The organism is Sedimentitalea sp., from assembly GCF_039973035.1.
Taxonomy (GTDB): Bacteria; Pseudomonadota; Alphaproteobacteria; order Rhodobacterales; family Rhodobacteraceae; genus Sedimentitalea.
This window is the reverse complement of the sequence record NZ_JBDWLR010000060.1, coordinates 305,416-316,845: the sequence shown is the minus strand read 5'-3', so window position 1 is coordinate 316,845 and position 11,430 is coordinate 305,416. Positions and strand designations below refer to the sequence as shown.

Genomic DNA, 11,430 nt, shown 5'->3' with positions numbered 1-11,430 from the left:
GTGCACTTGAAAAACATCCTTGGCCAAATCCAGGCCTACGGTCTTAACTGTCATTGGGTGGCTCCTTTCCTAGCAGTCGTTGATAACTGCACTTTGGCACATTCGATGACGGTGGAGCAGGAGCCACCCACATCATCCGCTTTGATCATATCAAGCCGATGCTGGTGGTCCGCGAGGCGGGTATGGAAGACGTGACCCAGCTGAAATATGTATCGTTCTCGGACGGCGGCGAGGCGATGACCGGTCTGATGTCCGGTTCGGTCGAGGCGCTGTCAGGGGATTTCTCCGAGATGTTCGGGTTTCTTGAATCCGGCGACATTGGGATCATTGCCGTCATGGCGCCCGAACGTCTAAAGAATTTTCCCGATATCCCGACCGCAAGGGAACAAGGCTATGATGTGGTGGGAGCCAACTGGCGCGGCCTCTACGTGCCGGCAGGGGAGTCTGACGAGGCCAAGGAGTTCTGGAAGGCCGCTATCATGACAATGGCCGAAGACCCGGGTTTTCATGCAGCACTCGAAGAGGCGGCGATCGAACCGTTCAACAACTTTGGCGACGACATGCACGACTTTGTCGCCGGAAGCATTGCCGATGTGACCAAGCTCTCCAAAGAAATTGGCATCATCGATTGACGTATCGATTGTGTTCGGGCTGATCGTGATGGATCGGTCGGCGCACATCTCATCCGAAAATATTCTGGAGAGGACTATGAGAAACCGTATCTTTGGTGGTTTCGGGCTGGTCCTTGCCATCTTTTACATCTGGGCGGCGACCACCAGCAAGGACAGCTTTATGGTCGATGTTGTAGGGCCGCGGGCGTTCCCCTATATCGTCGGAGCAGTGCTGGGCGTCACGTCGATCTACTTCATGATCCGCCCCGACAAGGACCCGGCATGGCCGATCCTGCGCGACTTGGCCGAGATCGTTGTCGCGGCGGCGGTGATGCTGGTCTATTCTTGGGCGCTGCCCGAGTTCGGCTTTGTCATTTTCACGATTTTCGCCACCGCCTATCTGACCTGGCGGCTGGGTACGCCACCGCTTGTGTCCGTCGCCGTGGGCGTTGCGACATCGATCGGCGTCTACGTTGTGTTCCACCTGATCCTCGGCCTTGCACTGGCCAAAGGTCCCCTGGGCTTCTGAGGAGCCGATCACATAGAACCCCTCTCCCTTCTCGCGGATGGCTTCGTTGTCGCACTGACGCCGCAGAACTTATTTCTGGCTGTTGTCGGCTGTTTTCTTGACACGCTCATGGAGGCGTAGCCGGGGCTTGGGCCTGCAAATGGCGTGGCGATCCTGATCCCGATTACATTCTCGCTCGGTATCGGGCGACCCCGTCGCTCATCCTGCTGACCAGCGTCTACTATGGCGCGATTTATGGCGGCCGGATCAGCTCGATCCTGCTGAACATTCCCGGTGACGAACCCGCGATGATGACCTGTATCGAGGGCTATCCAATGGCAAAGCAAGGCAAGGCTGGCGAGGCATTATTTCTGTCGGGGGTTGCTTCGTTCTTGGGCGCGTTCGTGGCAACTTGCGGGCTGGTCCTGCTTGCACCGCAACTGGTCAAGATCGCGTTGCTGTTCGGACCTACGGAATACATCGGACTGTTTACGGTTGCGTTCGCGACCTTGGGTGGCATTTCGTCCACCAATTAGGCGAAATATGCCTTTGCCGCGGCACTTGATCTTGGCATTGCGATGCCGGCAGCGACAGCCAGACCGGTTCGCAGCGGTTCACCTTTGATCACATCCACCTCTATGACGGGATCGATTTCCTGATCGTGATCGTCGGCCTGTTTACGCTGAGCGAGGTGTTCATCATTTTGGAGCATCATCGCAGCGGAGCAGCGGCCAGCGCTGGTGCTTGGTGTTCGCGGATCCAAGACCACGGCGGTGCTGCTGCAACTGAACATCACCCCCGGTCCATTGCTTTTTACCAAGAATCCCGACGTGGTCTGAGGTCTGATCGCGGCGTTGTTTCTGGCGAACTTCATCCTGTTGGCGATGAACATCCCGCTGGTTGGCATCTTTACCCGCGTGCTGATGGTGCCGACCCGCATCCTGATGCCGGTGGTGGGCTTTGGTGTCGCGGGATGGCTGTTGCGCAAGCTGGAAGTTCCGTTGGTGCCAGTCATCCTGTGAATCCCGCTGGGCAACCAGATGGAGGTGAACCTGCGTCGCGCCATGACGATCTCGGACGGCGACTGGCTTGTGCTTGTGGGCAGTCCTTTGGCGATCATTCTCTGGATCATCGCGATCATTGGCTTTGTCTTGCCGATGTTGATGGGCCATCGTGTTAAGAAACGGATGGAAGCCGCTCGCCCGAAGAAGAATTTGTCGGGGATTGATCCCTGATCCGACCACATTTTGGCCCAACAGGCCGATCAAAGGAGAGAAGAATGCGTATCATGGCCCTGCCGTGCGATGGTATCGGCCCCGAAATCATGGCGGCGGCGCTTGAGGTCGTCCAAGCAGCGAACAAGCGTTTCGATCTTGGCCTGGCATTCGAGGAAGAGTCATCCGGTTTTTCCAGCCTTAAAGAGCACGGAGTCACCTTGCGCGACGAGGTCCTGGAGCGGGCCCGGACAGAGTTTGACGGCGTAATCCTCGGCCCGCAATCGCATATGGACTATCCACCTGTGGTCGAAGGCGGGCGCAATGTCTCTGCCGCGTTCGGCATCGGCCTTGATCTTTATGCCAACGTGCGTCCGGCACGCACCCGCGATTTCATTCCCAACAAGGCACCGGGGATAGATCTTGTGATCATGCGCGAGGCGACCAAGGGCTTTTAGCCTGACCGCAACATGTTCAAAGGTGTGAGCGAGATGATGCCCGATCCTGACATGGCGCTGTTCGTGCGCAAGATCACGAGCCATGGCTCCATGCGCATCTGTAGTGAAGCCTTCAAGCTGGCGATGCAGCGCAAAAAACGGTGGCGGCAATTCACAAGGCCAATTCCTTTCTGATGACGGATGGGCTTTTTCTCGAACGCTTCCGAGAGGTTGCCAAGGATTTCCCTGAGGCGTAGACAGAAGAGCTGATTGTAGACGCCTTTGCTGCACTGGTTGTACGCAAACCGGAAAACTATGATGTTGTGGTGGCCACCAACTTATATGGCGATATCCTTTACGATCTTGCATCGGAACTGTCCGGCTCGCTCGGCCTTGCGGGGTCGGTAAATGCCAACACCGAAACCGGCTTGTGTTGCGCACAGGCGCAGCATGGTTCGGCGCCGGACATCGCCGGGCGGAACGCAGCAACCCGCACCTCTTCGATCCTGTCGGCGGCGATGGTGCTGACCTAGCTGGGTGAACAGCGTGGGGTGCAAATGCTGATGGATGCGGGCAACTGCATTGCCAGGGATGTGGATGCGGTCATCGACGACCCGGATAAATGCACCCGCGACCTGGGCGGCAACGTGAACACTGATGCCTTCGGTAGCTTTGTTGCAGAGGCCGTGGCTGTCTGAAAATCCTCCCCATGCGCGGATCGTCCGCACCTCCCTGCGACGGTGTCTCTGCGCGCGTCCTCGGTTTTTTGGAGACTGACATGATTAAGCCACCCCGCATCGCGTTGATACATGCGACACGCGTTGCCATCGAGCCGATCGAACCGATCGAGGCACTGGCGCACTGGCGCACTGGCCCGCTGCCGAGACCGTGTCGATACTCGAAGAGGGGCTTTCAGTGGATCGGGCGAAAACGGCGGAACTGACTGCCGACCTTTCCCGACGGATTGTTGGTCTCAGCCGCTATGCTATTGCCGCCGGTGCGGATGGTGTGCTGTTCAGCCTTTGGCTCCGCGTTCGAGCGTGCCGGTGCCGAGGCGTCGGTGCCGGTGATGAAACCCAACGAGGCGATGTTCGACGCCGCCTTTTCACATGGCCACCGCATCGCGATGATCTATACCTTTCCACCTGTCGTCGCGGGTTTGGAGCAGGAGTTTTCCGAGGCCGCCAAGGCGCGGAGGAGCACCGCCAAAATCGTTTCGGTGTTCTGCGACGGAGCATTGGTGGCCAAGCGGGCAGAGGACGGGGCGACCCATGGCCAGCTGACCGCAGACTGCGTTGCCGGTATCAAGGGGGCCGATGTGATCCTGCTCGCGCAGTTTTCCATGGCCTCTGCGGCGGACGCTGCCCGCGAGCGCACAACCATTCCGGTGTTGACCAGTCCCCAAGCCGCGATCACGCAAATGCTTAGGCGCATAGAACGTGGCGGAAAGGACGACCCATGCTGATTGGCGTGATCGCGGATGATTTCACCGGTGGCAGTGATGTGGCAAACACCCTCGCCAAGGGTGCAGGCGCCGAAGGGGGGCTGAAGACCGCGCAATACCCTGGCGTACCCAAGGTCCCGGCATCCAGCGAGATCGAAGCCGGTGTCGTTTCGTTCCACTCCCGTTAATCAGGCGGTCGGGGAGAGCCTCGCGGCGCTGGAATGGTTGTTGGCGCAGGGCTGCCAGCAGATCTTGTCCAAATATTGTTCGACGTTTGATTCCACGCGTGCGGGTAACATCGGCCCCGTTGCTGACGCGTTTGCCGATGCGCTTGATGCCAAGGGCGTTCTGGTTTGCCCGGCGTTTCCGACGACGGGGCGAGCGGTCTATCAGGGTCACTTGTTTGTCGGGGATGTCTTGCTGAATGAACCCGGCATGCAGAACCATCCGCTGACGCCCATGACCGAATCCGATATTCGGCGCTGGCTGCGGCATCAGACCGAGAGCGATGTTAGCCATCTCGTCCTGCCGACGATCCTTGCGGGCACTACAGCGGCACTCAAAGCGATATCAGAGACCCTGGACCGATTTGTCGTTGCTGACGCTGTGACTGACGAAGACCTGCTGACCCTCGGTGCGGCGATGCAGGATGCGCCGTTGTTGACCGGCGGCTCGGGCATTGCCCTCGGTTTGCCGCGTAACTTTATCCGCACCGTGCAGGCCACGGCAAACACACCCACGGCATCGCTGGTTGATGGCCCCGAGGCGATCCTCGCGGGATCCTGTTCTGGTGCCACGCGGGGAGAGATTGGTCTTCACGCAAAGGCACATCCGACACTCGCGCTCGGCATTCCCGGCGCGATGGAGGGTCGGGTTACCAAGCAGGATCTGTTGGCGTTCTTTGCCGCCAATACTGGAAACGCGCCGTTGATCTATTCCTCCGGAACACCGGACGAGGTGCGGCGGGTCCATTCTGAATTTCGTCGCGAGGCCGTGGCTGACAAACTGGACACGCTGTTTGCCGAGACTGCGCGCGACCTGATCCGGCGCGGGTATCGCCGTCATGTGGTCGCGGGCGGAGAAACGTCGGGCGCGGTGGCGCAGGCCGTCGCCGCTGAACTGGCCGCGCCTGCCATGCGGATCGGTGCAGAGATTAATCCGGGGGTTCCTGTCCTGTCGCTGGGGACGGATGCTCCGGTATCTCTGGCGCTGAAATCCGGCAACTTTGGTGCGCCCGACTTCCATGTCAAAGCGCTGCGCATCATGGAGGGATCGGCATGAGCAACGAAGCGGAAATCAGGAAACAGATGGCGCGGCTTTGCGCCTCGTTGTTCAATCGCGGGTTCTCTGTCGGGACTGCGGGCAATGTCTCGGCCCGATTGCCGGACGGACTGCTGATGATGCCAACAAAATCGACGCTTGGCGCGATCGAACCCGACCGGATCAGCAAGCTGGATGCAAACGGCACCCATGTGGGCGGTGACCGGCCAACAAAAGAGGTCTCTTTGCACCAGGCGTTTTACGAGACCCGGCCCGAGGCGGGTGCCGTCGTGCATCTGCATTCGACATGGGCCACGGCGCTGTCCTGTCTGGAAGACACCGATCCAGATGACTGCATCCCGCCTCTGACCCCCTACGTGGTCATGCGCGTGGGTACGGTCAAGCTGGTCCCAGATGTGAGACCCGGCGGCCCAAAGGCGGGTGAATTGATCCGCGAGTTAAACGGTCGATACGGCGCGGTGCTGTTGGCAAATCACGGACCCGTGGTTTCGGGCAAAGACCTGTTATCGGCAGTTTGCGCGGCAGAAGAGTTAGAGGAAACCGCAAAGCTTCTGGTGGCTTTGCGCGGGCAAGAGACCCGGTACCCGACCGCCGCGCAGCTTGCAAAACTCAAATCCACATTCGGAACCACGTGAAGATAATATGAAAACCGCAGACCTTATCGACAATCACGCAGCCGATCTGGCCCTCGTCCATCTGCCGTTTCGCCGGATTGGTAAAACCGCGCATTTCGCGGCCCCGATCCAGACGATGAAGTGCTTTGAGGACAACACCGTTATCCGTGCCCAGCTTGAAACGCCGGGCGAGGGAAGGGTGCTGGTTGTGAATGGCGGTGGTTCGACCCGTATCGCCACGCTGGGGGATATGTTGGCTGAACTGGCGATCCAGAACGGATGGGCGGGGCTGGTTCTGAACGCCGCGATCCGCGACAGCGCCGAGATTGACACGATGGACACTCTGGTCTTTGCGCTGGCGACCTCGTCGGTCAAAAGTGCCAAGGATGGCTGGGGCAAGGTCGGGTGTGATGTTCATTTCGGCGGTGCCTCCTTTGCCCCGGGCGACTGGATCTACGGCGATGCCGATGGCGTTCTGCACAGTGTAAAGAATCTGGTTTGAACATCGCGACTGCATAATTCGGACCCGCCGTTCTCACGATCGGGCTGGCGGCGTTTGGCTTTTGTCGCTGAGCGGCATGCCGTTGGCGTGGATAATCGACGCGATGCTGGCAGCTACGGTCGCCTCGCTGGCCAAGGTTCCGGTCAAATTGCCCCGCAGTGCTCAACAGATCGTCCGGACCCTGGTCGGGACTATGCTGGGCGCCGCGATCACGTTGCAATTGGTCCAGTGGTTCCCCGACTTGTGGACGACGCTCCTGTGTCTATTATTGGCGCTCGCGATCATGTTTGTGGTTGGCTATGTGGCGCTGCGCAGGATTGGCGGTTTTGAGAAACTATCGGCCGTTCTGTGTGCCATTCCCGGCGGGGTCGCCGAGATGATCCTTCTTGCTGACAAGGCCTGAACGGATGAAACCCGTGTGTCCATCGTGCATGCCCTGCGCATCGCGCTGACGATCTTGGTGATGCCCTTCCTTCTCGGTTGGTTCAGATTGGATGGCGAAAGACCGGCGCGCCCGGGCCACTGGCCCATCGGTTCACGCGCGTGCCTGCGCCGCTGGTCCTTGCTCAGATGTGTGTGGGCGGCCAGCTGCATCTGAGCGGGATTGCCACATTTGCCATGCCAGACTTTGTCACCGTGCTGGTCCAGATCTTTATCGGCATCAACGTGAGCAGCCGGTTCGCCGGGACAACGCCGGCGGCGCTGGCATAGTCATTGGGGTTGGCCGTCACTGTTGTTACAATTCAGATCGCCGTCGCGAGTGGTGTCGCCATGCTGGTCGTGACGATCACCGGCTGGGACCCGTTGGCGCTGTTGCTGGCCTATGCACCCGGTGGTCTTGCGGAAATGTCGCTGATCGCGGTTGCCGTCAATACCGACTCTGCGTTTGTTGGTCTGCATCACATGTTCCGGGTTCTCGCCGCGCTGATTGTTGCCCATTGCTGCTCTCTCTGCTGACGGAACAACGCGACAAAGTGAAATCCCGACACGTGACAGCGTTTGATATTTAATCATTGTGCAAAGCGCCATCGCTTTGCGAGCCCTCATGCAAAGTGTTGATCAAACTCCGCAGGAACCGATGTGTTCAGTGCCGCAAAATTCCGCTGTAGCGACGAAACCTTTGCTGTCCCCAACAGCACCGATGCTGTAAGCTCATGCCGACGCGCAAAATGCAGGGCGGCTGTGGCCAGGGGCAGGCCAAGCTGACCGGCTTTTTCTTGTAACACCGCGACCTGTTTGATGATTTCGGGCGAGGCTGGTTCGTAATCATAGGTCGCGCCGTCAACCACACCAGTCGCGAGTATTCCCGAGTTGAACACCCCTCCGAGAACAAGGCTCGTGCCCTGCGCGCGGCATCGAGCCGTCAATTCCTGTTCGGCGCTGCGGTCAAGCAGGGTCAATCGACCGGCGAGCAGAATGACGTCGATGGGGCCGTGGTCCATCACATCCATGCAGATCTGATTCTCGTTCACACCCAGCCCGAACGCCCGGATCTTGCCTTGCTCTTTTAGGCGCACCAGACGCTCGTATCCTGACCCCAGAAAGGCCTCCATATGCGCGGCATTGTCCGCGCCGTGGGTGTAAGTGCCGATGTCATGCACAAAAACGATATCGGCATATGTGGTCTGCATCAGCCCGAGGCTGTGTTCCAGTGACGCTTCGAGACCGTCGCCCGAATAATCATGGCGCACAGCATTGGGAAGCGGATCGACAAACCCGTCCGCCTCTTTTATCGGCGCGCCCGGTGACAGAATACGCCCGACTTTGGTCGAGACAACGAAACTGTCGCGCGGCATATGCGAGAGAAACTGCCCCAGACGCTGCTCGGACAATCCACGACCATAGCGTGGTGCCGTGTCAAAGTAGCGGATGCCCGCGTCCCACGCGTATTGCAGCACATCCTGCGCCGCCTGATCTGTCGCCGCGCGGTAGAGATTGCCGATGCTGGCGCAGCCGAATGAGATTTCGGTGACTTTGACGTCGGTGTTTCCGATTCTGTTCAAACGCATCACGCCGGCTCCTTGGGGTTCAATTCGGGCTTTGCTTCGCGAAATTCATAGGCTGCAATCGAGGTGGCCTTCATTTCGATAGAAAAACCCGCCGCTTGCGGCGCGCGATAGGCGCCGTTCTCGACATTGCAGGGATCGACAAAATGCTCGTGCAGGTGATCGACAAATTCGATCCGTTTGTCGTCCTTTTCGCGCGAAATCGCGACGTAGTCGATCATCGACATGTGCTGGACATATTCGCAAAGCCCCACGCCCCCGGCATGAGGCCAGACCGGAAGGTCGTATTTCGCCGCGATCAACATCACGGCTAAAACCTCGTTCAGACCGCCCATGCGGCAGGCATCGATCTGAACGATATCGATGGCACCGGCGGCGATGAACTGTTTGAACATGATCCGGTTCTGACACATCTCACCGGTTGCGACCTTGATCGGCGCGACGCCTTGCCGGATTTTGGCGTGGCCCAGAATATCGTCGGGGCTGGTGGGTTCCTCGATGAAAAAGGGGCGGGCAAACGCCAGTTCCTTGACCCAGTCGATGGCCTGATCGACCTCCCAGACCTGATTGGCGTCAATCATGATGTTCATGTCCTCGCCCAGTTCTTCACGGGCGATGGTCAGACGGCGAATATCGTCTTGCAGATCGCGGCCCACCTTGAACTTGGTGTGGGTAAAACCGGCCTCTTTGGCCTCCCGGCAAAGGCGGCGCAGCTTTTCGTCCGGATAACCCAGCCACCCTGCGGAGGTCGTATAGCAGGGATAGCCCTCGGATTTCAGTTTGGCGATTCGGTCGGCCTTGCCCTGTTCACCGGCGCGCAGAATGTCCAGGGCCTCGGTCTTGCTCAACACGTCGGTCAGATAGCGAAAGTCGATCAGCTTCAGGATCTCTTCGGGCGACATCTCCGCGACAAGTTGCCAGACTGGTTTGCCCGCTTCCTTGGCCCAAAGGTCCCAAACCGCATTCACCACCGCGCCCGCCGCCAGATGGATCGCGCCCTTGTCAGGTCCGATCCAGCGCAACTGGCTGTCGCCGGTGACATGGCGCCAGAAACGTCCCATGTCCTCGCAAATCCAGTCGAGGTCCAGCCCGATCAGAAGGTGGCGCGTGGCCTTGATCGCCGCGATGCAGATTTCGTTGCCACGCCCGATGGTGAATGTCAGTCCATGCCCCCGGTGCGGCCCGTCGGTTTCCAGCACCACATAGGCCGCGGAATAGTCCGGATCAGGGTTCATCGCGTCCGACCCATCCAGTGACTCGGATGTGGGAAACCGCAGATCATGCGTCGTCAGACCTGTAATGCGTGTCATCAGCACGCAACCTCGCGTGTCTTTTGATGGCTCAACCGGCCATTATTCTGAGTCATGTTTCAATCCGTGTGAAAGACTTCTTGCATCATCGCCCATTGCTCGCCGTCCTTGCGGCTGGCCAGTGGTGATTGACAGGGGTCGGTGTGGGCCCACCATTCGCGGGTTCTGGGATCTTCGGCCATGCGTACCATGTCACCGTCAAAATCCGTGCCGTGATATTCCCAATACCCAAACAGCATATTCTCCGGCTCTCGCAGAAAGATGGTGTAGTTGCGGATGTTGCTGTGCGCGATTTGCGCCAGAACGTCGGGCCAGACTGCGGCGTGCAAGCGTTTATAGCTCTCGATCATGTCGGGCTTGATCCCGATCACCATACCCATGCGTTGCATCAGGTCTCTCCGTCGATCGTGGCGAACATCAGCGATTTGGCGGCGATGGCGTCCTTGTCCCAGTCGATACCGAGACCGGGTTCCTGCGATGGAATGGCCACGCCATCAGTGATCTGCATGGGTGCATTGGTGACGCTGTCAAGCTGCGGGATGTATTCGAGCCATTTTGCATTTGGCACTGCGCACACCAGTGACAAATGCAGCTCCATTAGAAAGTGCGGGCAGACCATGACATTGAACGCCTCTGACAGATGCGCCACCTTGAGCCATGGTGTAATGCCGCCAATCCGCGCCACGTCGACCTGTACGATGGATGCCGCACCATGTTGCAGATAATCCTTGAACTGGCTCATGGAATACATGCTTTCGCCAACGGCAATCGGCACCGAGGTTCGTCGCGACAGTTCGACATGGGCCGTCACGTCATCCGCTGGCATGGGTTCCTCGAACCAGCCGATGCCGTATTCTTCAAGCAATCGCGCCCGACGGATTGCCTCGGACAGGGTGAACCCCTGATTGCCGTCTGTCATGATTTCGTAACTGTCACCAACGGCGGCGCGCACGGCTTCCAGCCGCTTGGCGTCCTGGCTGATATGCTCGCAGCCGATCTTGATCTTGGAACCGCGAAAGCCCCGTTCCTGCATCTCGAGCGCGTCGCTGACCAAAGCCTGCGTTTCGAGGTGCAGCCAGCCGCCCTCGGTGGTGTAGAGCGGGATGTGTTCGCGCGATCCTCCGGCGGCTTTCCAGAGCGGCAGGCCCGCCTTTTTGCACTTTAGGTCCCACAGTGCCGTATCGATCGCGGCGAGCGCCAGAGAGGTGATCGCGCCGACCGCCGTTGCATGGGTCTTGAACAGCAGATAGCGCCAAATGCCTTCGATCCTGTCGGCGTCTTGCCCGATCAGGGCGGGGGCAAGCGTATGCTCCAACAGCGCCATGACCGACGGGCCACCGGTGCCGATTGTATAGCTGTACCCGGTTCCGATGGCTCCGTCGCTGTCGTAGATCGTGACAAACGGCGTTTCCTGACTGACAAATGTCTGGATGGCGTCGACCCGTTTTACCTTGGGAACAAGCTCGATCATCTGAAGTTCTACGCGCGTGATCTTGGCCATAT

Annotated in this window: 16 protein-coding genes and 2 pseudogenes; 14 read left to right on the top strand and 4 right to left on the bottom strand. The window is 59.0% G+C overall.

The features are described 5' to 3' along the window. Positions 1-182 precede the first annotated feature (182 nt). From ABJO75_RS15965 to ABJO75_RS15900, 14 genes and pseudogenes are all read left to right on the top strand, one after another. Entirely contained in the window at positions 183-632 is a 450-nt protein-coding gene (locus ABJO75_RS15965) for a tripartite tricarboxylate transporter substrate-binding protein (RefSeq protein ID WP_348134570.1), read from the top strand. A gap of 76 nt (positions 633-708) precedes the next feature. Continuing rightward, positions 709-1,140 (top strand): tripartite tricarboxylate transporter TctB family protein, encoded by a 432-nt coding sequence (locus ABJO75_RS15960; RefSeq protein ID WP_348134568.1) that lies wholly within the window; start codon positions 709-711, stop codon positions 1,138-1,140. A gap of 12 nt (positions 1,141-1,152) precedes the next feature. Next, positions 1,153-2,354: pseudogene (locus ABJO75_RS15955) on the top strand (tripartite tricarboxylate transporter permease). A 44-nt stretch (positions 2,355-2,398) separates the two neighbouring features. Further along, the gene (locus ABJO75_RS15950; protein WP_348134567.1) at positions 2,399-2,791 is read left to right on the top strand and encodes an isocitrate/isopropylmalate family dehydrogenase; all 393 of its coding nucleotides are present in this window, start codon (positions 2,399-2,401) and stop codon (positions 2,789-2,791) included. A 12-nt stretch (positions 2,792-2,803) separates the two neighbouring features. Then, positions 2,804-2,965: a hypothetical protein gene (locus ABJO75_RS15945; protein ID WP_348134565.1), complete on the top strand. Its 162-nt coding sequence runs from the start codon at positions 2,804-2,806 to the stop codon at positions 2,963-2,965. 71 nt (positions 2,966-3,036) lie between these two features. After that, on the top strand, positions 3,037-3,303 hold the full coding sequence (locus ABJO75_RS15940) for an isocitrate/isopropylmalate family dehydrogenase (RefSeq protein WP_348134580.1): 267 nt from the start codon (positions 3,037-3,039) through the stop codon (positions 3,301-3,303). A 24-nt stretch (positions 3,304-3,327) separates the two neighbouring features. Then, positions 3,328-3,468 carry a hypothetical protein gene (locus ABJO75_RS15935; RefSeq protein ID WP_348134563.1) on the top strand — a complete coding sequence of 47 codons (141 nt, stop codon included), beginning with the start codon at positions 3,328-3,330 and terminating at the stop codon, positions 3,466-3,468. A gap of 284 nt (positions 3,469-3,752) precedes the next feature. Continuing rightward, positions 3,753-4,235 carry a hypothetical protein gene (locus ABJO75_RS15930; protein WP_348134561.1) on the top strand — a complete coding sequence of 161 codons (483 nt, stop codon included), beginning with the start codon at positions 3,753-3,755 and terminating at the stop codon, positions 4,233-4,235. Beyond that, positions 4,229-4,402 (top strand): hypothetical protein, encoded by a 174-nt coding sequence (locus tag ABJO75_RS15925; RefSeq protein WP_348134559.1) that lies wholly within the window; start codon positions 4,229-4,231, stop codon positions 4,400-4,402. Before ABJO75_RS15930 ends, ABJO75_RS15925 begins: the two co-directional genes overlap by 7 nt. Continuing rightward, the gene (gene otnK / locus ABJO75_RS15920) at positions 4,377-5,495 is read left to right on the top strand and encodes a 3-oxo-tetronate kinase (RefSeq protein WP_348134557.1); all 1,119 of its coding nucleotides are present in this window, start codon (positions 4,377-4,379) and stop codon (positions 5,493-5,495) included. The genes ABJO75_RS15925 and otnK overlap by 26 nt, the downstream gene beginning before the upstream one ends. Continuing rightward, positions 5,492-6,130, top strand: a complete 639-nt coding sequence (otnC, locus tag ABJO75_RS15915; protein WP_348134556.1) for a 3-oxo-tetronate 4-phosphate decarboxylase — start codon at positions 5,492-5,494, stop codon at positions 6,128-6,130. The genes otnK and otnC overlap by 4 nt, the downstream gene beginning before the upstream one ends. Before the next feature lie 7 nt (positions 6,131-6,137). Next, positions 6,138-6,611: a ribonuclease E activity regulator RraA gene (gene rraA, locus ABJO75_RS15910; protein ID WP_348134554.1), complete on the top strand. Its 474-nt coding sequence runs from the start codon at positions 6,138-6,140 to the stop codon at positions 6,609-6,611. 76 nt (positions 6,612-6,687) lie between these two features. Continuing rightward, positions 6,688-7,014 (top strand): AbrB family transcriptional regulator, encoded by a 327-nt coding sequence (locus tag ABJO75_RS15905; protein WP_348134578.1) that lies wholly within the window; start codon positions 6,688-6,690, stop codon positions 7,012-7,014. 77 nt (positions 7,015-7,091) lie between these two features. Beyond that, a pseudogene (locus tag ABJO75_RS15900) lies at positions 7,092-7,568 on the top strand (AbrB family transcriptional regulator). An 86-nt stretch (positions 7,569-7,654) separates the two neighbouring features. On the opposite strand, the gene ABJO75_RS15895 reads toward ABJO75_RS15900, so the two are convergent. From ABJO75_RS15895 to ABJO75_RS15880, 4 genes are read right to left on the bottom strand one after another with little or no spacing between them, the layout of a single operon-like run. Then, positions 7,655-8,620 carry an aldo/keto reductase gene (locus tag ABJO75_RS15895; RefSeq protein ID WP_348134552.1) on the bottom strand — a complete coding sequence of 322 codons (966 nt, stop codon included), beginning with the start codon at positions 8,618-8,620 and terminating at the stop codon, positions 7,655-7,657. Beyond that, positions 8,620-9,927: an L-fuconate dehydratase gene (locus ABJO75_RS15890; RefSeq protein ID WP_348134550.1), complete on the bottom strand. Its 1,308-nt coding sequence runs from the start codon at positions 9,925-9,927 to the stop codon at positions 8,620-8,622. The genes ABJO75_RS15895 and ABJO75_RS15890 overlap by 1 nt, the downstream gene beginning before the upstream one ends. A 59-nt stretch (positions 9,928-9,986) precedes the next feature. Next, positions 9,987-10,316 (bottom strand): L-rhamnose mutarotase, encoded by a 330-nt coding sequence (locus tag ABJO75_RS15885; RefSeq protein ID WP_348134548.1) that lies wholly within the window; start codon positions 10,314-10,316, stop codon positions 9,987-9,989. Continuing rightward, entirely contained in the window at positions 10,316-11,428 is a 1,113-nt protein-coding gene (locus ABJO75_RS15880; protein WP_348134546.1) for a mandelate racemase/muconate lactonizing enzyme family protein, read from the bottom strand. Before ABJO75_RS15880 ends, ABJO75_RS15885 begins: the two co-directional genes overlap by 1 nt. Positions 11,429-11,430: the final 2 nt, after the last annotated feature.